At 73.5% G+C, this 20,212-nt stretch carries 20 protein-coding genes; 2 read left to right on the top strand and 18 right to left on the bottom strand.

Annotation, left to right across the window (positions count from 1 at the left end):
- Positions 1–21: 21 nt before the first annotated feature.
- Both uvrC and D0D28_RS13135 read right to left on the bottom strand, forming a co-directional pair.
- A complete protein-coding gene (uvrC, locus tag D0D28_RS13140) occupies positions 22–1,965 on the bottom strand; it encodes an excinuclease ABC subunit UvrC (RefSeq protein ID WP_094008097.1) in 1,944 nt (647 codons plus the stop codon).
- A 51-nt stretch (positions 1,966–2,016) separates the two neighbouring features.
- Positions 2,017–2,862, bottom strand: coding sequence for an esterase/lipase family protein (locus D0D28_RS13135; RefSeq protein WP_116110768.1), 846 nt, complete (start codon positions 2,860–2,862; stop codon positions 2,017–2,019).
- A 108-nt stretch (positions 2,863–2,970) separates the two neighbouring features.
- Between D0D28_RS13135 and D0D28_RS13130 the strand changes: the two genes are divergently transcribed.
- Positions 2,971–3,609: a TetR/AcrR family transcriptional regulator gene (locus D0D28_RS13130; protein ID WP_116110767.1), complete on the top strand. Its 639-nt coding sequence runs from the start codon at positions 2,971–2,973 to the stop codon at positions 3,607–3,609.
- Positions 3,610–3,622: 13 nt separating this feature from the next.
- Positions 3,623–4,399, top strand: coding sequence for an exodeoxyribonuclease III (locus D0D28_RS13125; protein WP_116110766.1), 777 nt, complete (start codon positions 3,623–3,625; stop codon positions 4,397–4,399).
- 440 nt (positions 4,400–4,839) lie between these two features.
- Here D0D28_RS13125 and D0D28_RS13120 read toward each other — a convergent pair whose 3' ends face one another.
- The 16 genes from D0D28_RS13120 to pyrF form a co-directional block, all read right to left on the bottom strand.
- Positions 4,840–5,304 carry a PH domain-containing protein gene (locus tag D0D28_RS13120; RefSeq protein WP_116110765.1) on the bottom strand — a complete coding sequence of 155 codons (465 nt, stop codon included), beginning with the start codon at positions 5,302–5,304 and terminating at the stop codon, positions 4,840–4,842.
- On the bottom strand, positions 5,301–5,807 hold the full coding sequence (gene ribH / locus D0D28_RS13115) for a 6,7-dimethyl-8-ribityllumazine synthase (RefSeq protein ID WP_116110764.1): 507 nt from the start codon (positions 5,805–5,807) through the stop codon (positions 5,301–5,303). Before ribH ends, D0D28_RS13120 begins: the two co-directional genes overlap by 4 nt.
- Complete coding sequence (locus D0D28_RS13110) at positions 5,804–7,081, bottom strand: bifunctional 3,4-dihydroxy-2-butanone-4-phosphate synthase/GTP cyclohydrolase II (RefSeq protein ID WP_116110763.1); 1,278 nt, start codon at positions 7,079–7,081, stop codon at positions 5,804–5,806. Before D0D28_RS13110 ends, ribH begins: the two co-directional genes overlap by 4 nt.
- 29 nt (positions 7,082–7,110) lie before the next feature.
- The gene (locus D0D28_RS13105; protein ID WP_116110762.1) at positions 7,111–7,746 is read right to left on the bottom strand and encodes a riboflavin synthase; all 636 of its coding nucleotides are present in this window, start codon (positions 7,744–7,746) and stop codon (positions 7,111–7,113) included.
- Between the two features lie 23 nt (positions 7,747–7,769).
- A complete protein-coding gene (gene rpe / locus D0D28_RS13100) occupies positions 7,770–8,459 on the bottom strand; it encodes a ribulose-phosphate 3-epimerase (RefSeq protein ID WP_094008105.1) in 690 nt (229 codons plus the stop codon).
- A 44-nt stretch (positions 8,460–8,503) separates the two neighbouring features.
- Entirely contained in the window at positions 8,504–9,013 is a 510-nt protein-coding gene (locus tag D0D28_RS13095) for a flavoprotein (protein ID WP_116110761.1), read from the bottom strand.
- On the bottom strand, positions 9,010–10,425 hold the full coding sequence (locus tag D0D28_RS13090; protein ID WP_116110760.1) for an RsmB/NOP family class I SAM-dependent RNA methyltransferase: 1,416 nt from the start codon (positions 10,423–10,425) through the stop codon (positions 9,010–9,012). Before D0D28_RS13090 ends, D0D28_RS13095 begins: the two co-directional genes overlap by 4 nt.
- Positions 10,422–11,348 (bottom strand): methionyl-tRNA formyltransferase, encoded by a 927-nt coding sequence (fmt, locus tag D0D28_RS13085; protein WP_094008108.1) that lies wholly within the window; start codon positions 11,346–11,348, stop codon positions 10,422–10,424. The genes D0D28_RS13090 and fmt overlap by 4 nt, the downstream gene beginning before the upstream one ends.
- A 253-nt stretch (positions 11,349–11,601) precedes the next feature.
- Positions 11,602–13,377, bottom strand: a complete 1,776-nt coding sequence (gene ggt / locus D0D28_RS13080) for a gamma-glutamyltransferase (protein ID WP_116110759.1) — start codon at positions 13,375–13,377, stop codon at positions 11,602–11,604.
- Positions 13,378–13,440: 63 nt separating this feature from the next.
- Positions 13,441–15,504 carry a primosomal protein N' gene (locus D0D28_RS13075; RefSeq protein ID WP_116110758.1) on the bottom strand — a complete coding sequence of 688 codons (2,064 nt, stop codon included), beginning with the start codon at positions 15,502–15,504 and terminating at the stop codon, positions 13,441–13,443.
- Positions 15,505–15,534: 30 nt separating this feature from the next.
- Positions 15,535–16,737, bottom strand: coding sequence for a methionine adenosyltransferase (gene metK, locus D0D28_RS13070; RefSeq protein ID WP_094008134.1), 1,203 nt, complete (start codon positions 16,735–16,737; stop codon positions 15,535–15,537).
- Positions 16,738–16,794: 57 nt separating this feature from the next.
- Entirely contained in the window at positions 16,795–18,015 is a 1,221-nt protein-coding gene (gene coaBC, locus D0D28_RS13065) for a bifunctional phosphopantothenoylcysteine decarboxylase/phosphopantothenate--cysteine ligase CoaBC (RefSeq protein ID WP_233157469.1), read from the bottom strand.
- Positions 18,008–18,280 (bottom strand): DNA-directed RNA polymerase subunit omega, encoded by a 273-nt coding sequence (gene rpoZ, locus D0D28_RS13060; RefSeq protein WP_017983069.1) that lies wholly within the window; start codon positions 18,278–18,280, stop codon positions 18,008–18,010. The genes coaBC and rpoZ overlap by 8 nt, the downstream gene beginning before the upstream one ends.
- A 4-nt stretch (positions 18,281–18,284) precedes the next feature.
- Entirely contained in the window at positions 18,285–18,962 is a 678-nt protein-coding gene (gene gmk / locus D0D28_RS13055; RefSeq protein WP_116110757.1) for a guanylate kinase, read from the bottom strand.
- Positions 18,959–19,276, bottom strand: a complete 318-nt coding sequence (mihF, locus tag D0D28_RS13050; protein ID WP_017983071.1) for an integration host factor, actinobacterial type — start codon at positions 19,274–19,276, stop codon at positions 18,959–18,961. Before mihF ends, gmk begins: the two co-directional genes overlap by 4 nt.
- A 118-nt stretch (positions 19,277–19,394) precedes the next feature.
- A complete protein-coding gene (pyrF, locus tag D0D28_RS13045; protein WP_116110797.1) occupies positions 19,395–20,204 on the bottom strand; it encodes an orotidine-5'-phosphate decarboxylase in 810 nt (269 codons plus the stop codon).
- Positions 20,205–20,212 lie beyond the last annotated feature (8 nt).

The raw sequence follows: 20,212 nt of genomic DNA, 5'->3' as shown, positions 1-20,212 counted from the left end.
CCTCGGCCATCGTCTCTCCCGTCACTTCCGCTCCGACTCCCCACCTGAGGCCAACGCGGCGAAGATCGCTTCGGCGGTGCGCTTCCCCACGCCCGGCACCTGCGCGATCTCGTCCACCCCTGCTTCCTTCAGCCGCTTCACCGACCCGAAGTGCTTGATCAACGCGGCCCGCCGCGCCTGCCCCAGCCCCGGCACACCGTCCAAAGCGGACACCTGCACGCGCTTGGCGCGCTTCTGCCGGTGGTAGGCGATGGCGAACCGGTGCGCCTCGTCCCGCACCCGCTGCAACAGGTACAGCGCCTCGGAGGTGCGCGGCAGGATCACCGGGTCCGGGTCACCGGGCAGCCACACCTCCTCCAGCCGCTTCGCCAGGCCCACCACGGCGATGTCGGTGATGCCCATCTCCGCCAGCACGTCCGCCGCCGCCGTCGCCTGCGGGCCCGCGCCGTCGACCACGAGCAGGTTCGGCGGGTAGGCGAACTTGCGCGGCCGTCCGGTCTCCGGGTCGATCCCCGGCTTCTCGCCGGCCAGGCCCTCCTGCGTTTCGGTCTGGTAGCGAGCGAACCGCCGCCGCACCACCTCGGCAATGGAGGCGACATCCCCCTCGGTGGCGGCCTCCCGCAACGCGAACCGGCGGTACTCCGACTTGCGCGCCACGCCGTCCTCGAACACCACGAGCGAGGCGACCACGTCGGTGCCCTGCGTGTGGCTGATGTCGACGCACTCGATGCGCAGCGGCGCGCTGTCCAGGCCCAGGTGCTCCTGCAGCTCCGCCAGCGCGGCCGAACGGGCCGTGAGGTCGCCGGCGCGGCGCAGCTTGTGCTGCTGGAACGCCTCCTCGGCGTTGCGCTGCACGGTCTCGGCCAGCGCGCGCTTGTCGCCGCGCTGCGGCACCCGCAGCTGCACCCGGGAGCCGCGCAGCCCGGACAGCCACTCGGTCATCGCCTCGGGATCGGCGGGCAGTTCCGGCACCAGCACCTCGCGCGGCACCGGCGTGCCCAGGTCGGTGCCCTGCTCGGCCAGCTCGACCTGCTCGCCGTAGAACTGGGTGAGGAACTGCTCGACCAGGCCGGCCACGCCCATCTCGTCGGCCTTGTCGATCACCCAGCCGCGCTGGCCGCGGACCCGCCCGCCGCGCACGTGGAAGACCTGGACCGCGGCCTCCAGCTCGTCGTGGGCGAACGCGACCAGGTCGGCGTCCGTGCCGTCGCCGAGCACCACGGCCTGCTTCTCCATGGCCCGACGCAGCGCGCCGATGTCGTCGCGCAGCCGGGCGGCCTTCTCGAACTCCAGGTTCTCGGCGGCCTCGGCCATGTCCCGCTCCAGCTTGCGCACCATCGCGTCGGTCTTGCCGGAGAGGAAGTCGCAGAAGTCCTCGACGATCCGCCGGTGCTCGTCGGCGCTGACCTTGCCCACGCACGGCGCGGAGCACTTGTCGATGTAGCCGAGCAGGCACGGGCGGCCGATCTGACCGTGGCGGCGGAACACGCCGGTGGAGCACGTGCGGGCGGGGAACACGCGCAGCAGCAGGTCGAGCGTCTCGCGGATCGCCCAGGCGTGGGCGTACGGGCCGAAGTACCGCACGCCCTTCTTGCGCGGGCCGCGGTAGACGTGCAGCCGCGGGAACTCCTCGTGCAGCGTCACCGCCAGCACCGGGTAGGACTTGTCGTCGCGGTAGCGGACGTTGAACCGCGGGTCGAACTCCTTGATCCAGTTGTACTCCAGCTGGAGCGCCTCGACCTCGGTGGTGACGACGGTCCATTCGACGCCGGCCGCGGTGGTCACCATCTGCCGGGTGCGCGGGTGCAGCCCGGACAGGTCGGCGAAGTAGGAGTTCAGCCGGCTGCGCAGGCTCTTGGCCTTGCCGACGTAGATGACCCGCTTGGTCGCGTCGCGGAACTTGTAGACGCCGGGCTCGTCCGGGATGCTCCCCGGCGAGGGACGGTAGGTGGACGGGTCAGCCACGCCCTCCAGCCTATGGCTCCCCTCCGACAGGTTTGCGCACCCCTCCCGCGCTCAGAACGGCAGGCCCGGGGTACAGAGCACCGGCGCGGGGTGCTCCGGGTCGAGCGCGTTGGCGACCAGCCCGGCCACGGCGGTGTCGAAGGCCATGCCGACGTGCCCCACCGGGTCGGCCGGGCAGGTGTCCTGGACGAAGGCGTTGCGCACACCGGGTTCGCGGACGAACGACGTCTCGTGCGGGGTGACCAGGGCGTCGAAGCGGGTGGCGAGGATCGTGTAGGCCACGCCGTCCTGGGCGATCGGGCCGTCGGTGAGGTCGGCGACCGGTTCGCCGCCGGTGATCAGGCCCGCGCACGCCGGGCAGCCGAAGGTGGCGAGGATCGGGTCGAGCGAGGGGCGCAGGCCCAGGTGGTCGGCCACGGTGACCAGCCCGCCGAAGGTGGTGCCGTCAGTGGGCGGCGCGAGCGCGACGACGCGGAGCACCTCGCCGGCGTAGCCCAGCACCTTCGGCCCGTACAGCGCGTGGAACCCACCCTCGGAGTGGCCGACGAGATCGACCCGCTCGGCGCCGGTGGTCTCCCGCACGCGGTCGACGAACGCCTCGATCTCGCGGGCCGAGTCCTCGATCGCGATGGTGCCGCCGACCGGGATCTCCGGCACGGCCTGGCCGTAGGTGAGCGTGAAGGCGCAGTAGCCGCGCTGGGCGAGGTACGGGCCGAGGTAGGCGAAGTTGCCCGGCCCGTTGCCGCCGAGCCCGTGCAGCAGCACGACCGGTTCGGGGTGGGCGGCCGACGGGCGGCAGGACCAGTCGCCGAACCCGGAGGTGGGCGCGGCGGAGGCGGCGGGCGCCGCGGCGATCGTGAGCAGGGCGGCGGCGAGTGCGGTGAACACGGCACGCATGGCGACCTCGGCTTCGTCGGCGAGAGCGGATGCCCTCGATTAGAACACGGTGCCTTATTGCAAACAAGAGAGCTTTTCCGTAACCGGGCGGCCGGGTACGGTCGCGGTGTGGGACGCCGGATCCGCGGCCTGGACGCCGAACAGCGCCGCGAGCAACGACGGGAGCAGCTGCTCGACGCCGCGCTGGAGCTGTTCGCGCGGCAGGGGTACGCGGGCACCTCGATCGAGCAGATCTGCCAGGCCGGGTTCGTCGGCACCAAGGCGTTCTACGAGGTGTTCACCGGCCGCGAGGACTGCTACCTGGCGCTGCTGCGGCGGATCACCGAAAGCCTGATGGCGCGGATGGTCTCGGCGCTGGAGCAGGCGCCGGACGACGACGCGGCGGCGACCCGGCTGCTGGTCGCGGAGTTCGCGCACGGGCTGGTCGACGACCCGCGGCTGGCGAAGGTCACCTTCGGCGAGTCCGGGGCGATGTCCCGGGCGGTCGAGCAGCAGCGCCGCGCGAACCGGCGGGGCGCGGCCGCGTTCCTGGAGCAGGTGTGGCTGCGCTACGGCGTGCGGCCGCGCGGGGTGGACGCGCACCGCATGGCGGTCGGGGCGATCGGGGGCATGTTCGACCTCGTCGCGGACTGGGTGCTCGACGCCGATCCGGCCGATCCCGCGCAGGTCGAGGCGCTGATCGGTGATCTCGGCGACTTCTACCGCGTGATCGTCGCGGGGCTGCGCGGCGGAGCGGGGCCCGTGTGAAATCCTCGGCGCCATGCGCATCGCCACCTGGAACGTCAACTCCGTCACCGCGCGGCTGCCGCGTCTGCTGTCCTGGCTGGAATCGGCCGAGCCGGACGTGGTGTGCCTGCAGGAGCTGAAGTGCGCGACGGAGGCGTTCCCGGCCGAGGCGGCGCAGGCCGGCTACGAGGTGGCGGCCTACGGGACGGGCCGGTGGAACGGTGTCGCGATCCTGTCGCGCGTCGGGCTGGCGGACGTGCGGCGCGGGCTGGACGGCGAGCCGACGTTCGACGACGCGTCCGAGCCGCGCGCGATCGGCGCGACCTGCGGCGGGGTGCGGCTGTGGTCGGTGTACGTGCCCAACGGCCGCGAGCCGTCGCACCCGCACTACGCGTACAAGCTGCGGTGGCTGGAGGCGCTGCGGGCGACGGTGGCGGCCGAGGCTGTGCAGGACCGCCCGTTCGCCGTGCTGGGTGACTTCAACATCGCCCCCACCGACAACGACGTCTGGGACATCACGCTGTTCGACGGCATGACGCACGTGACCGAGGCGGAGCGCGCGGCGCTGGCGGCGCTGCGCGAGGCGGGCCTGACCGACGTGATGCCGCGCGCGCTGAAGTACGACACGCCCTACACCTACTGGGACTACCGGCAGCTGGCGTTCCCGAAGAACAACGGGATGCGCATCGACCTGGTCTACGCGTCGGCGAAGTTCGCCGGCTCGGTGAGCGACGCGTACGTGGACCGGGAGGCCCGCAAGGGCAAGGGCACCTCGGACCACGCGCCGGTGGTGGTGGACCTGACGGTCTGAGCGCGGGCCGCCGGTGGGTTTCACGCACCCGAACGCAGAACTCGGTGTCCCGAGCGTGGAACTCGCCGCCCCCCGGCGAGTCCCACGCTCACGCGCGCGAGTCCCACGCTCGGGTGCGCGAGTCCCACGCTCGGGCGCGCGAGTTCTGCGCTCAGGTGCGCGAGTTCTGCGTTCGCTCCGGCGGGGGCGCTCAGGCGCGCGAGTTCTGCGCTCGCTCCGGCGGGGGCGCTCAGTCCTGGGCGACCGGTGGTCGTGGACCTGACGCTTTCTGAACCGGGGCCGCTGGTGAAGTTCACGCTCCCGAACGAAGAACTCACCGTCCCCAACGCAGAACTCACCGTCCCGAGCGTGGAACTCGCCCACCCCGGCGAGTTCTGCGCTCAGGCGCGCGAGTTCCACGCTCAGGTGCGCGAGTTCTGCGGTCGATCCGGTGGGGGTGCTCAGTCCTGGGCGGCCCAGGCCTCCCGGTGCAGGCGGCGCAGCGTGCGCACGGCCTCCACGGCGCGGTCCCGGTCCACGGCCTGGATCGCGAGCATCGCGTAGTACTCGTCCTCCGGCAGCTCCAGCCGGGCGAACGAGGCGCCGTCGGGGAAGCTCACCGACAGCACCTCCAGCCAGCTGAACCGGCGCCCCACGAGAACGTTCCGCACCTGCACCCCGGAGGCGGCGACCCGCACCCGCGGCGTCGCGAACAGCATCGTCGCGCCCGCGAGCAGCAGGCCGATGAACACCATGGCGATCTGGTCGGACCGCTGGAAGATCACGCCGGTGTCGGAGCCGCGCAGCAGGATCGCCACCACCACGAACACCGCGAGCAGCACGACCGCCAGGATCGCCGACATCCACGTCGCCCGGTGCGGCCGGAACACCACGGCCTCCGACTTCTCCGCCACGGCTGCGCTCACACGAACTTCCGATCGGTCCACGGCTGCCGCAGCGACCGCAGCACGCGCTCCGCGTCCAGCGCCGCCTGCGTCGCCTCGCGGCCCTTGTCCTCCTTCGACCCGGGCAGCCCGGAGCGGTCCAGCGCCTGCTGCTCGGTGTCGCAGGTGAGCACGCCGTTGCCGACCGGCGTGCCCTCGTCCAGCGCGACCCGCGTCAGGCCCGCCGTCACCGCGTCGCACACGTACTCGAAGTGCGGGGTGCCGCCGCGGATGACCACGCCGAGCGCGACCACCGCGTCGTGCGTGCGGGCCAGCGCCTGCGCCACGACGGGCAGCTCCACGGCCCCGGCGACGCGCACCACGGTCGGCTCCTCGGACAGCTTCGCCTCCCGCGCCGCCTTCAGCGCGTTGTCCAGCAGCGCGTCGGTGATCTTCGCGTGCCACCGCGTCGCCACGATCGCCAGCCGGAGGTTCGCGCACTCGCTCAGGTCGAGCTCGACGTCCGGCCTGCCCTCACCACTCACTGTGCAGCACCGTTCCCGTTCCGTGCCTCCAGGTCCGCGCCGACCTGGTCGAACTCCTCCAGGTTGGACAGGTCGTGGCCCATCCGGTCCCGCTTCGTGCGCAGGTAACGCAGGTTCTCCGGGTTCGGCGAGATCGGCAGCGGCACCCGGCCGGTGACCTTCAGGCCGTAGCCCTCCAGGCCGATCCGCTTCGCCGGGTTGTTCGTCAGCAGCCGCATCGACCGCACACCCAGGTCGCACAGGATCTGCGCGCCCGTGCCGTAGTCGCGCGCGTCCGCGGGCACGCCGAGCGCCAGGTTCGCGTCCACCGTGTCCGCGCCCAGGTCCTGCAGCTGGTAGGCCTGCAGCTTGTGCAGCAGGCCGATGCCGCGGCCCTCGTGACCGCGGATGTAGAGCACCACGCCGCGGCCCTCGTCGGCGACGATCCGCAGCGCGGCGTCCAGCTGCGGGCCGCAGTCGCAGCGCAGCGAGCCGAACACGTCCCCGGTGAGGCACTCCGAGTGCACCCGCACCAGGATGTCCTCGCCGTCGCCGATCTCGCCGTAGACGAACGCCACGTGCTCGATGCCGTCCAGCAGGCTGTCGTAGCCGACCGCGCGGAACACGCCGGCCTCGAGCGGGATGCGTGCCTCGGCGACCCGCTCGACCTGCTTCTCGTGCCGGCGGCGGTAGGCGATCAGGTCGGCGATCGTGATGATCTGCAGGTCGTGGTCGGAGGCGAACACCTCCAGCTCGTCCCGGCGCGCCATGTCCCCCTCGTCCTTCTGGGAGACGATCTCGCACAGCACCCCGGCGGGGTGCAGCCCGGCCATGCGGGCCAGGTCGACCGAGGCCTCGGTGTGCCCGGGGCGGCGCAGCACACCACCCTCCTTGGCGCGCAGCGGGACCACGTGACCCGGGCGCCGGAAGTCACCGGCCTGCGACTTCGGGTCGGCCAGCAGCCGGATCGTGTGCGCCCGGTCGGCGGCGGAGATGCCGGTGGTGATGCCCTCGGCCGCGTCCACCGTGACCGTGTACGCGGTGCCGCGCTGGTCCTGGTTCGTGTGGTACATCGGCGGGAGGTCCAGCCGGTCGCAGTCCTGCTCGGTGAGCGCCACGCAGACGTAGCCCGAGGTGTAGCGCACCATGAAGGCGAGCAGCTCCGGCGTCGCCTTCTCGGCGGCGAAGATCAGGTCGCCCTCGTTCTCGCGGTCCTCGTCGTCGACGACGACCACCGGCCGCCCGGCGGCGATGTCCGCGATCGCCTTCTCGATGCCGGCGATGTCGACCGGCACCCCCGTCCCGCACGGTGTCCCTGCGCTGCTCACGCGTCCTCCTTCGAGCCTGCCCCGGCTCCAGTGTGCTCCGTGCGGCCGGGCAGATGGGGCGTCGCGAGCTTCTCCACGTACTTGGCGAGCACGTCGACCTCGAGGTTCACCAGATCACCCGGCTCGGCACGGCCGAGGGTGGTCAGTTCCAGTGTCGTCGGAATCAGCGCCACGGAGAACTCGTCGTTCGTCACACTCGTCACGGTGAGCGAGATGCCGTCGACCGCGATCGAGCCCTTCTCCACGATGTAGCGGGACAGGCCCGCGGGCAGCGCGAACCGGGTGAGCCCGGCCGCGTCGCGGGACAGGAACACCCCGGTGCCGTCGACGTGGCCCTGCATGATGTGCCCGCCGAGCCGGTCCCCCACCGGGGTCGCCCGCTCCAGGTTCACCCGGTCCCCGACGGCGATCTTGGCCAGCCGGGACCGCTGCAGCGTCTCGTGCACCACGTCGACGGTGAACTCGGAGCCGAACACGTCCACGACGGTCAGGCACACCCCGCTGACGGCGATCGAGTCGCCGTGCTTGGCGTCGGAGGTCACCACGGGGCCGCGCACGGTGAGCCGCGCGGCGTTGGGAACCTGCTCGACGGCGGTGATCTCGCCGAGCTCCTCCACGATGCCGGTGAACACTGGCGCGCGCCTCCTTGTCGGTGTCAGTGTGCCGCGCCGACGCGGGCGGCACGTTCGCGCAGGGCCGCGACGGCCTTGCCGGGGTCTTCCGCGCCGTAGACGGCCGAGCCGGCGACGAAACAGTCCACGCCGGCCTCGGCGGCCTGCTCGATCGTGTCGGCGTTGATGCCGCCGTCGATCTCCACGACGAGCTTGAGGTGGCCGGTGTCGACCAGGCGGCGCGCGGTGCGGACCTTCTCCAGCACGTCCGGGATGAACGACTGGCCGCCGAAGCCCGGCTCGACCGACATCACCAGCAGCGTGTCGTAGTGCTTGAGGGTCTCGACGTGGTCCTCCAGCGGCGTGCCCGGCTTGATGGACAGGCCGGCCCTGGCGCCCGCGGCGCGCAGGTTCTTCGCCAGCATCACCGGGTCGGCGGCCGCCTCCACGTGCACGGTGACGTTGTAGGCCCCGGCCTCGGCGTAGCCGATGGCCCAGCGGTCCGGGTCCTCGATCATCAGGTGGCAGTCCAGCGGGATGTCCGTGGTCTTCAGCAGCGACTGGACGACCGGCAGGCCCAGCGTCAGGTTGGGCACGAAGTGGTTGTCCATGACGTCCACGTGGACCCAGTCGGCGCGCGCGGCGCCGTCCCCGGCGATGGCGTGGATCTCCTCGCCCAGACGGGCGAAGTCGGCGGACAGGATGCTGGGCGCGATGAGAGGTCGGTGGGCCACGGTTACGGAGTGTAGATCGTGGGTCCGGGCAGCCGTGGCCCCACTCATCCTGTGGGTGCCGGCAACAGGTCCAGGATCTGCGACCAGGGCTTGCCGTACTCCAGCCGCCGCACCCGCACCCCGGCCTCGGCCAGCGTGTCCAGGTGCCGCCGCCAGGCCGGGTGCCGGAAGCGGGCGTCGGTGACCTGGTAGCCGACGATGATCGTGACGGCCGGGTCGCCGAGCACGTCACCCAGGGCGGTGAGGGCCTGGTTGTCGGCGATGCCGAGCGCGAGTTTGGCGACCGAGTTGGCCGAGGCCGGTGCGAACAGGAAGACCGGCGGGTCCGGGTGCGGGCGCGGCTCACCGGGCAGGCGCGAGGCGGAGCGGACCGGCAGGTCGGTGAGCGCGGCCAGCCCGTCCAGCTCCCCGGCCGCGTCCAGCCAGCGGTGGGCGGTCGGCGTGAGCGTGACGGCGAGCCGGTGGCCGCGGGCGGCGGCCAGCGCGGCCGGCTCGGCGCGGAACCGGGTGTCCAGTCCCCCGCACGAGCTGCCGATCAGGCCGAGCAGGCTCACGGCTTGCGCAGCACGGCGCAGAACATCGCGTCCGTGCCGTGCCGGTGCGGCCACAGCTGCACGTACGGTCCCTCACCCAGGTGGGGCACGCCGGGGAAGAACTCGCGCGTGTCCAGCACTTCGGCCTTGGTGCGGCGGGCGATCTCGCCGACCACGCCCTCGGTCTCGGCCAGGTGCGGCGAGCAGACGACGTAGGCGACCACACCGCCGGAGCGGGTGAGGTCCAGCGCGGCGGTGAGCAGTTCGCCCTGCAGCCTGGTCAGGTCCGGCACGTCGGAGGGCTTGCGCCGCCAGCGCGCCTCCGGGCGGCGGCGCAGTGCGCCCAGCCCGGTGCACGGCGCGTCGACCAGGACGCGGTCGAAGCCCGGCTCCAGGCCGGTGTCCCGGCCGTCGGCGACGTGCACGGTCACCGGCAGGCCCTCGGTGGCCTGCTCGACGAGCTTCGCGCGGTGCGGGGCCTGCTCGACGGCGTCGACGTGCGCGCCCTGCGTCGCGGCGAGCGCGCCGAGCATCCCGGCCTTGCCGCCGGGGCCCGCGCACAGGTCCAGCCAGCGCTCGTCGGCGCCCTCCAGCGGCACCCGGGTGAGCGCGACGGCGCACAGCTGGCTGCCCTCGTCCTGCACCACGGCCAGGCGCTCGCGGATCGGCTCGGAGTCGCCCGGGTCGCCCGAGCCGGCGGGCAGGTGCACGCCGTAGGGCGAGTACGGGGCGACGTCGCCACCGGTGATGGCGGCGAGTTCGTCGGCGCTGATCTCACCCGGGCGGGCGGCCAGGTGGACGGCCGGGCGGGCGTCGTCGGCCTCCAGCGCCGCCTGCAGGTCGTCACCCTTGTCGCCGAGCGCCTCGGCGAACGCGCGCGCCACCCAGCGCGGGTGGGCGGTGCGCATCGCCAGGTGCCCGATCGGGTCCTTGTCGCGGTCCGGGGTGAGCTGCGCCATCCAGGCGTCCTCGTCCTGCTCGGAGATCTTGCGCAGGACGGCGTTGACGAACCCGGCGACGTGCGAGCCGGCGTCGGCACGGGCCAGGTCGACGGTGGAGGTGACCGCGGCGTGCTGCGGGATGCGGGTGCGCAGCAGCTGGTAGACGCCCAGGCGGAGGCAGTCCAGGACCGGGCCGTCGACCTTGTCCAGCGGGCGGTCCAGGCACGCGGCGATGATGGCGTCGAGCATGCCCTGGGCGCGGGAGGCGCCGTAGGCGAGTTCGGTGGCCAGCGCGGCGTCGCGGCCGGAGACGCGGTTGCGGCGGAGCAGGTCCGGCAGCACGAGGTTGGCGTAGGCGTCGCGCTGGCGGACGGCACGCAGCACGTCCAGCGCGACGCGGCGCGCCGGGTCCTCGGCCGGCGGGCGGCGGGGGCCCTGCTTGCGGTGATCCGGGCGGCCGCGCTGGGGCCGGGAGGGCCTGCGCTCGTTCATGACAGCCGTTCTCCTTGCTCGATGCGGGTGCCGCGGGCCCAGTCGGTGGCCGCCATGCGTTTCTTGCCCTGTGCCTGGACCTCGCCCAGCCGCACCGGTTTCGTCGCCGTGCCGGCCAGGACGCGCTTGCGCTCGACACGCAGCTCCCCCGGCTCCAGCGCGGGCTCGTCCACGACCGTGACCGGGCCGAGCTTGAGGCGCTCGCCGCGGAACTCCGTCCACGCGCCGGGTTCCGGGGTGACCGCGCGGATGTGGCGGTCGACCGCGTGCGCCGGGCCGGTGAACGAGACGCGCGCGTCGTCGACGGTGACCTTGGGGGCGTAGGTGACGCCGTCGGCGGGCTGGGGCACCGCCTGGACCTCGCCGTCCTCGATGCCGTCCAATGTGGACGCCAGCAGGCGGGCGCCGGAGACCGCGAGGCGGTCCAGGAGCGCGCCGGCGGTGTCGTCGTCGGCGATCTTCTCGGTGACCACGCCGAAGACGGGGCCGGCGTCGAGTTCCTTGACGATGCGGAAGGTGGAGGCGCCGGTGATCTCGTCGCCGGCGCGGATCGCCGCCTGCACCGGGGCGGCGCCGCGCCACGCGGGCAGCAGCGAGAAGTGCAGGTTGATCCAGCCATGCCGCGGGATGTCCAGTGCGCGCTGGGGCAGGAGCGCCCCGTAGGCGACGACCGGGCAGGCGTCGGGCGCGAGTTCGGTCAGGCGCTGCAGGAAGTCGGGGTCACCGGCCTTGGCCGGGGTGAGGACCTCGATGCCGTGCTCGTCGGCGAGCGCGCCGACGGGTGAGCGCAGGAGCTTGCGGCCCCGGCCGGCGGGCGCGTCGGGCCGCGTGACGACGGCGACGACCTCGTGCCGCGGCGAGTCGAGCAGCGCCCGCAGCGACGGCACGGCGGGTTCGGGGGTACCGGCGAAGACGAGGCGCATCAACGCACCTCGGCGACGGGCGTGGAGTGGGTGGGCATCGGAGCCAGTCTAGTGACCGGCCCCGGCGCCCCGCCCGGCCGGATCACGCGCCGGAACGTGGAACTCGCGCGCCCGAGTGTTCAACTCGCGCGCCGGAACGTGGGACACGCGCGCCCGAGTGTTCAACTCGCGCCCGGCGCGAGTCCCACGCTCACGCGCGCGAGTCCCACGCTCGCGCGCGTGAGTTCCGCGTTCGCGGGCGTGACATCCGCGCTCACGGTGCCGGGTGCACCACCTGCGCGGCTCCGCCGCCACGGCGCACCGGCTCGGCGGCGGCCAGCCAGCGGCCGTCCGGCAGGCGCTCCACGCCGGTGGCGGCGCCGATCTCGGCCGGGGACGTCGAGAACAGCTGGCCCCGCGCCCGCAGGTCGGACGATTCCCGCAGCGCGAGGAACGCCGGTTCCACCTGGGCGGGCCCGGAGTTGCGCTGCGAGGCCCGCGGCGCGGCGATCGCCTCCTCCAGGGTCAGCCCGCGGTCCAGCCTGCCGAGCAGCACCTGCAGCACCGTGGTGATGATCGACGCCCCACCGGGCGAACCGGCGGCCAGCAGCGGCTTGCCGTGCTCCAGGACGATCGTCGGCGCCATCGACGACCGCGGGCGCTTGCCGGGGCCGGGCAGGTTCGGGTCGGGCACGCCCGGGGTGACCGGGGTGAAGGAGAAGTCGGTCAGCTCGTTGTTCAGCAGGAAACCGCGGCCGGGCACCACGATGCCGCTGCCGCCCTCCTGCTCGATGGTCAGCGTGTAGGCGACCACGTTGCCCCACCTGTCGGCGACGGTCAGGTGCGTGGTGTTCTCGCCCTCGTACGGAGTCGGCGCCGCGGCACCCGCCGCGCACGGCTGCGGATGGCGCGGGTCCCCGGCGGCAACGGTGCCCACGGCCGCGCGGTCCGGGTCGATCAGGCACGCGCGGCTGTCCGCGAACCGCTGGCTGAGCAGCTGACGGGCGGGCACGTCGACGAACGCCGGGTCGCCGATCCACCGGTTGCGGTCGGCGAAGGCCAGACGGCTGGCCTCCAGGAAGTGGTGCAGGTAGTCGCCCTCGCCGAAGCGGGCGACGTCGAAGTTCTCCAGGATGTTCAGCGCCTCGCCGACCGTGAGACCGCCCGAGGACGGCGCCGGCATGCCGTAGACGTCCAGGCCGCGGTAGCGCGTGTGGGTGGGTTCCCGCTCGATGGTGCGGTAGGCGGCGATGTCGTCGGTGGTGAGCTTGCCGGGCCGGACGTTCAGCCCGGCGGCCGGATCGACCGGCGGCTGCTGCACGGTCGCGGCGATCTCGTCGGCGATCGGGCCGCGGTAGAGCGCGCGGGCGCCCTGGCGGGCGAGCGTTTCGTAGGTGGCCGCGAGGTCCGGGTTGGTGAACGTGCTGCCGACCGCGGGCGGCGCGCCGCCGGGCAGGTACAGCTCGCGCGTGCTCGGGAACGCGGAGAAGCGCTCCGCGTTGCCGGCGATCTGCGTGTGGAACGTCTGGTCCACGGTGAAGCCGTCGCGGGCCAGGCGCGCGGCGGGGCGCAGCATCTGGTTCAGCGACCGGGTGCCCCACTTGCGCAGCGCGTCCTGCCAGGTGGCGGGCGTGCCCGGGACGCCGACGGACAGGCCGCTGGTGACGGCCTCGTCGAACGGGATCGGCTCACCGTTCTCGACGAAGAGGTTCTCGTCGGCGGAGGCGGGCGCGGTCTCCCGGCCGTCGAGGGTGTGCACCTGGCGGGTGCGGGCGTCGTAGTAGACGAAGAACCCGCCGCCGCCGATGCCGGCCGAGAACGGGTCGGTGACGCCGAGGGCCGCGGCGGTGGCGACGGCCGCGTCGACCGCGTTGCCGCCGTCGGCCAGAACCCGGGTGCCGATGGCGGTGGCGTCGGCGTCGATGCTGGCGACCGCACCCCCGAACCCGATCGCGACGGGCTGTTTCGGCGCGGCCTGCTCGGCGTACGCCACGCCCGGGGCGAGCAGGACCGCACTGACGAGAACCGCGAGAGCACGCAGAGTCCGCATTTCCGGCAGTCTGCCCGGTTCCGGCCCCGCGCTCAACCGGAGGACGGGTGGCTTCGCCGGGCGTCAGATCAGCGCCAGCGGGTCCAGCTGGATGCGCACCGCCGCGGTTTCCTTCCGCGCGGCGCGTACCGCCTGCACCGCGGCCAGGCAGGACGCCAGCGCCCGGCCCTCGCCGCGGGGGACGCGGATCAGGGCGCGCTCCCGCTCGGAGCGGCCCTCCTCGTCGGGCTCGGTCAGCGGCACCGGGCCCAGGACCTCCGCCGACGGCGGGAGCTCCGTCTCCGCCAGCAGCGCCGCCACCGCCTCGGGGGTGCCCTCCACGCTCGCCATCCGCACCACCGGCGGGAACCCCAGCTCGCGCCGCTCCGCCAGTTCCCGCTCGGCGTGCCAGGCCGGGTCCCAGCGGACCAGGGCCTGCACCGGCGCCAGCGGGGCCTCCGCGCCGACGACCACCCGGCCGCCCACCGACGACGGCCGCACCAGGGCCGCCGCCGCCATCCACCGCCGCAGCGTCTCCTCCGCCGCCCGCAGGTCCTGCCGCCCCAGCAACGCCCAGCCGTCCAGCAGCAGCGCCGCGCCGTACCCGCCCTCGGCCACCGGCTCGGCCCCGGGTGTGCAGACCACCAGCGCGGGCCGCCCGGGCACGGTCGCCAGCACCTCCCGCGCCCCCGACGTCCGCACCGGCACCCCCGGGAAGGCCCGGCCCAGCTCCTCGGCGGTCCGCTTCGCGCCGACGACCACGGCCCGCAGCCGCGCCGAACCACAGGCCGGGCACCGGAAATGCGCCTCCGGCGTGCCGCACCACCGGCAGCTCGGCGGGTGCGCCACGTCCGCGCCCGCCCCGCCCGGCAGCCCGAGCGGACCGGCGCACCTGCGGCAGTGCGCGGGGGTGCGGCACTGCGCGCACGCCAGCGCGGGCACGTAGCCGCGCCGGGGCACCTGCACCAGCACCCGCGCGGCCGCGGCCAGCGACTGCCGCGCGGCCTCGAACGCCACCGACGGCAACCGGGCCACGCGCGCCGCCTCGTCGCGCGCCACGTCGAAGTCCTCCCCGACCGGGGTCACCCGCGGCGCCGCTTTCCGCAGCTCGTCCCGCGATCCGGTGATCGGATGCGCCCACCGGGTTTCGACCAGCAGCTGGGCTTCCGCGGTCCGGGCGAACCCGCCGGCCACGAACGACGCGCCCTGGGCGTGCGCCCGCAACGCCAGCACGTCCCGCACCTGCGGGTAGGGCATGTGCGGGTCGGCGTGCAGGTCGTCGCCGTCGTCCCACACCACGAACAGCCCGGGGTCGGCGACCGGCGCGAACATCGCCGCGCGGGTCCCGACCACGATCGGCACCGCTCCCCGGGACACCGCGAGCCACCGCCGGTACCGCTCGGCCGGCCCGGTGTCGGCGGGCAGCGCGGCCACGGCGCCGGCCCCCGCCACCCGCACGCAGGCGTCGTGCACCCGCGTCAGATCACGGTGGTCGGGCACCACCAGCAACGCGCCCCGGCCACTGGCGGCGGCGAGAGCCGCCAGTTCGGCCAGCCGCGCCGGCCAGTCCTCCCCCGGCAGCGCCTGCCACACCGCGTGCGCCTGCCGTGCGGCCCGCACCGCGTCGGTGAACGACTCCCCGAACTGGTACCGCTGCCACGCCGTCACCGGAGGCGCCTCGGTCACCTCGGCGCGCTCCCGGGCGGGCTCGGACTCGGCCTTGGCGTGCCGGGGCGGGATCGCCAGCCGCAGCACGTCCATGAGGGTGCCGCCGTAGTGGTCGGCGACGCGGCGGGCCAGCGCGTACAGCGTCGGGGACAGCACTGGCTCGGGCGAGGTGACCCGCTCCAGGAACGCCAGCCGCCCCTTGTGCTCGGCGGTCGACGCGCGCTCGACGAGGAACCCGTCAACGAGCTGCCCGGCGAACCGCACCCGCACCCGGCAGCCGGGCACCGCGTCGGCGTCCAGCTTGTCCGGCACCTGGTAGTCGAACGTGCGGTCCAGGTGCGCCAGCGGCACGTCCACGACGACGCGGGCGACCGGGTCGTGCTCCGCCGGCTTCTGCTGCCCCTTCCGGGACGGTGGACGCTTCGCCGCGGCCCGTTTCGGGGGCGCGGGGAGGTCCCAGAGCGCGTCGGAAGAGGTCACGCTTGTTCTCTACCAGACGCGTCCCGGGGCTCAGGCCCCGGCGAGGGAGCGCAGCGCGTCGGCGCGGTCGGTGTTCTCCCACGGCAGCTTGACGTCGGTGCGGCCGAAGTGGCCGTACGCGGCGGTCGCGGCGTAGATCGGGTGCAGCAGGTCCAGGTCGCGGATGATCGCGGCGGGACGCAGGTCGAACACCTCGGTGATCGCGGCCTGGATCTTGGCCGGGTCGACCGTCTCGGTGCCGAAGGTCTCCACGAACAGGCCGACCGGCGAGGCCTTGCCGATCGCGTAGGCGACCTGCACCTCGATCCGCCCGGCCAGGCCCGCGGCGACGACGTTCTTGGCGACCCAGCGCATCGCGTAGGCCGCGGAGCGGTCCACCTTCGACGGGTCCTTGCCGGAGAACGCGCCACCACCGTGGCGGGCCATGCCGCCGTAGGTGTCCACGATGATCTTGCGGCCGGTCAGCCCGGCGTCGCCCATCGGGCCGCCGATCACGAACCGCCCGGTGGGGTTGACCAGCAGCTTCACGTCGCTGTGGTCGAGCTGGATCTCGTTCAGCTCGGGCATCACGACCTGCTCGCGCACGTCGACGCCGAGCATGGTGTCCAGGTCGATCCCGTCGGCGTGCTGGGTGGACACGACGACGGTGTCCAGCCGCACCGGCTGGTCGCCGGCGTACTCGATGGTGACCTGGGTCTTTCCGTCCGGGCGCAGGTAGGGCAGCACGCCGTCCTTGCGCACCCGGGCCAGCCGGCGGGACAGGCGGTGGGCCAGCGCGATCGGCAGCGGCATCAGCTCGGGCGTGTCGGAGCACGCGTAGCCGAACATCAAGCCCTGGTCGCCGGCGCCCTGCCGGTCGATCTCGTCGATCGCGTTCTCCACGCGCGACTCGTAGGCGGTGTCCACGCCCTGCGCGATGTCCGGGGACTGCGCGCCGATCGCGACGTTCACGCCGCACGAGTTGCCGTCGAAGCCCTTGGCGGAGGAGTCGTAGCCGATGTCGAGGATCCGCTCGCGCACGATCGTCGGGATGTCGGCGTAGGCCTCGGTGGTCACCTCGCCGGCGACGTGCACCTGCCCGGTGGTGATCAGCGTTTCCACGGCGACGCGGGAGCGCGGGTCCTTGGCCAGGAGGGCGTCCAGGATCGAGTCGCTGATGGCGTCACAGATCTTGTCCGGGTGCCCCTCGGTCACCGACTCCGAAGTGAACAACCTGCGGTTAGACGCGGTCACCACGCTCACATCCCATCAACTCTTCTGTCCCTCCGGCGTCCAGACTAGGCGCGCCGGTCAGTGCCTGATGAATTCCCCGACGGCGTCCCACACCGCGGCCGCCAGTTGCGCTTTGGAGCCCAGCGGGATGGGCCGCTCGGTGCCGTCGGCGGCCAGCAGCCAGCCGCCGTTCTCCTCGACCTCGAACGCCCTTCCATCCCCGACGGCGTTGAGAACCAGCAGGTCACAGCCCTTGCGCCGCAGTTTGGCACGGCCGTGGTCGAGTACGCTACCGCGCTCGTCACCCGTTTCCGCGGCGAAACCGACGATGACCTGTCCCGGCAATCGATTCGTGACCAGTTCCGCGAGAATGTCCGGATTCCGGGAAAGCGTGATGACCGGATCGGGCTGGTCGTCCGTTTTCTTGATTTTGTGGCCGGATCGGCTCGCGGGACGAAAATCGGCGACGGCGGCGGCCATCACGACGACGTCCGCCTCCTTGGCGGCCTCGGTGACGGCCTCGCGCATCTGCTCGGCGGTCGACACGCGCCGCAGCACGGCGCCGGCCGGCTCGGGCAGCTCCACGGTGTGGCCGGCCACCAGCGTGACCTCGGCGCCCCGCTGCGCGGCGACGCGGGCCAGCGCGTAGCCCTGCTTGCCCGACGAGCGGTTGCCCAGGTAGCGGACCGGGTCCAGCGGCTCGCGGGTGCCGCCGGCGGAGACGACGACGCGCAGGCCCTCCAGGTCGCGCGGCAGCGCCGCGGGCGCGGCCAGCAGCAGGCGGGCGAGGTCGACAATCTCGGCCGGGTCGGCCAGCCGTCCCTTGCCGGTGTCGGCGCCGGTGAGCCGTCCCGCGGCGGGTTCGGTGACCACGGCGCCCCGGGACCGCAGCAGCGCCACGTTGTCCCGGGTGGCCGGGTGCTCCCACATCTCGGTGTGCATCGCCGGGAAGAAGGCGACCGGGCAGCGCGCGGTGAGCAGCGTGCCGGTGAGCAGGTCGTCGGCACGGCCCTGGGCCGCACGGGCCAGCAGGTCCGCGGTCGCCGGGACGACCAGCACGAGGTCCGCTTCCTTGCCGATGCGGACGTGCTGCACCTGGTCCACCTCGGTGAACACGCCGGTGTGCACCGGGTGGCCGGACAGCGCCTCGAAGGTGGCCGCGCCGACGAACTTCAGCGCGGCCTCGGTGGGCACCACGCGGACGTCGTGACCGGACTCGGTCAGCCCGCGCAGCACCTCACAGGCCTTGTAGGCGGCGATCCCGCCGCCCACCCCGAGCACGACGCGGGGTTTACTCACCCTCGGTGTGCTCGAGCAGGCCGGCGTGGATCTCGCGCAGCGCGATCGACAGCGGCTTCTCCCGCGGGCCCGGCTCCACGAGCGGGCCGACGTATTCGAGCAGCCCCTCGCCGAGCTGGGCGTAGTAGTCGTTGATCTGACGAGCGCGCTTCGCGGCGTAGATCACCAGCGCGTACTTCGAGCTGACCTTGGCCAGAAGGTCGTCGATCGGCGGGTTGGTGATGCCCTCGAGTTCCTCGCCGTAAATGCCGAGCGATGCGGTCACGCGCTTATGCTCCTGAGTTCTGTTCGTGAAGTCGGTGGTCTCCCCGCAGCAAGTCTAACAACTGCCGCGCGGCTTCCCCGACGTCGGCGTTCACCAGCCGCACGTCGAACTCCCCCGCCGCGGCGAGCTCGCGCTCGGCCTCGGCGAGACGGGCGGTGACGGCGGTCTCCTCCTCGGTGCCGCGGCCCTTGAGCCGGCCGACCAGCTCGTCCCAGGACGGCGGCATGAGCATGACCAGCCGGGCGTCCGGCATGGCCGCGCGCACCTGCCGCGCGCCCTGGAGTTCGATCTCCAGCACGGCGGGCCTGCCCTCGGCCAGCGCCCGCTCGACCGGTTCCCGGGGCGTGCCGTAGCAGTTGCCGGTGAACTCGGCGTGCTCGAGCAGCTCGCCCGCGGCGCGCATCGCGTCGAACGTGGCGCGGTCGATGAAGTGGTAGTGCACCCCGTCGACCTCGCCGGGGCGGGGCGCCCGCGTGGTCACCGAAACACTGAAGTAGATGTCCGGGTCCAGCCGGCGCAGCGCGCCGACCACGCTGGACTTCCCGACCCCGGACGGGCCGGAGACGACCGTGAGCCGGCTCCGGGACCCACGTCGCGCCTGGTCCGGAGCCGGCTCACGGTGCGTCGCCGGGCCGGCATGCCCGCCGGCCCCGGTGACGCGGTCGCTGCCGGTGTCGCTCACTCGCCGCTGAACTCGGCCAGCAGCGCCTTGCGCTGCCGGTCACCAAGGCCGCGCAGCCGCCGGCTCGGTGCGATCTCCAGGCGCTCCATGGTCTGCTGAGCGCGCACCTTGCCGACGCCGGGGAGGGCTTCGAGCAGGGCGGAGACCTTCATCTTGCCGAGAACCTCGTCCTCGTCGGCCTGCTTCAGCACGTCGGTGAGCGTGGTGCCGCCTCGCTTGAGGCGCTCCTTCAGCTCAGCGCGGGCACGACGAGCGGCAGCGGCCTTCTCCAGCGCCGCCTTGCGCTGTTCCTCGGTCAGCTGGGGAAGTGCCACGTTTTCCTCCGTAGTACTCAAAATTCTGGGTGGGTGACGCGACGGTACCCACCCCGCGCCACCGGCCACAATGCGGGGGGTGGTCGCTCGGTTCCGGGACAGGGACCTGATATTGGCGCTATCCGGTCAGACTCGCCTGGGTGCGGCGCACCGCGTCGCGCAGCGCGACGGGGTCCGGACCGTGCCTGAGAACGTCCCTGGACGACGCGGGCAGCACCCCCGGCAGGTCCGCACCGAACAGGCGGCGAAGATCGTCCACGGTGGCTCCCTGGGCCCCGAAACCGGGCGCCAGGACCGGCCCGTTCAGCCCGGTCAGGTCGAGTTCCCCGGCCGGGATGGTGGCCCCCACGACGACGCCGACGTCGCCGAGGGAGGCGGCGCCGGCGTTGCACCGGGCCGCCTCGTCCACAATCGACTGTGCGACGGTCTTTCCGTTGGGCAGCAACGCGTTCTGCAGCGCGCCCGAATCCGGGTTGGAGGTGCGGGCGAGCACGAACAGGCCCTCGCCGGTGCCCAGCGCGGGCGCCAGCGAGCCGAACCCGAGGTAGGGCGAGACGGTGATCGCGTCCGCCCGGACCGGCGCGTCCGGGCCCAGGTAGGCCGCCGTGTAGGCGGCCATCGTCGACCCGATGTCGCCCCGTTTGACGTCCAGCAGGACCAGCGCGCCGCGGTCGCGGGCGTGCTCGGCCACGCGGGCCAGGACGGCCACCCCGGGCGGCCCGAAGGCCTCGAAGAAGGCCGACTGGGGCTTGACGACGGAGACCTCCTCGGCGAGGACGTCAACCGCCGTCAGGGCGAACTTCTCCAGCCCGCCCGGATCGCGGTCCAGGCCCCAGGCGTCGAGCAGGCCGGGGTGGGGGTCGATCCCCGCGCACAGGTTCCCGCGCGCGGCGACCGCCTCCACCAGCCGGGCGCCGAAGCCCGTCACGCTCACGC

Origin of the sequence: Amycolatopsis ruanii, from assembly GCF_003385175.1 — a bacterium.
Lineage (GTDB): Bacteria > Actinomycetota > Actinomycetes > Mycobacteriales > Pseudonocardiaceae > Amycolatopsis_E > Amycolatopsis_E thermalba.
The sequence above is the reverse complement of the archived record's forward strand: the minus strand, read 5'-3'. Positions and strand labels throughout refer to the sequence as shown.

Excerpts from the sequence above, each read along its gene's own strand:
- D0D28_RS13135 (WP_116110768.1), bottom strand. The coding sequence starts at position 2,862 with ATGCGTGCCGTGTTCACCGCACTCGCCGCCGCCCTGCTCACGATCGCC.
- D0D28_RS13125 (WP_116110766.1), top strand. The coding sequence starts at position 3,623 with ATGCGCATCGCCACCTGGAACGTCAACTCCGTCACCGCGCGGCTGCCG.
- D0D28_RS13090 (WP_116110760.1), bottom strand. The coding sequence starts at position 10,425 with ATGAACGAGCGCAGGCCCTCCCGGCCCCAGCGCGGCCGCCCGGATCAC.
- fmt (WP_094008108.1), bottom strand. The coding sequence starts at position 11,348 with ATGCGCCTCGTCTTCGCCGGTACCCCCGAACCCGCCGTGCCGTCGCTG.
- ggt (WP_116110759.1), bottom strand. The coding sequence starts at position 13,377 with ATGCGGACTCTGCGTGCTCTCGCGGTTCTCGTCAGTGCGGTCCTGCTC.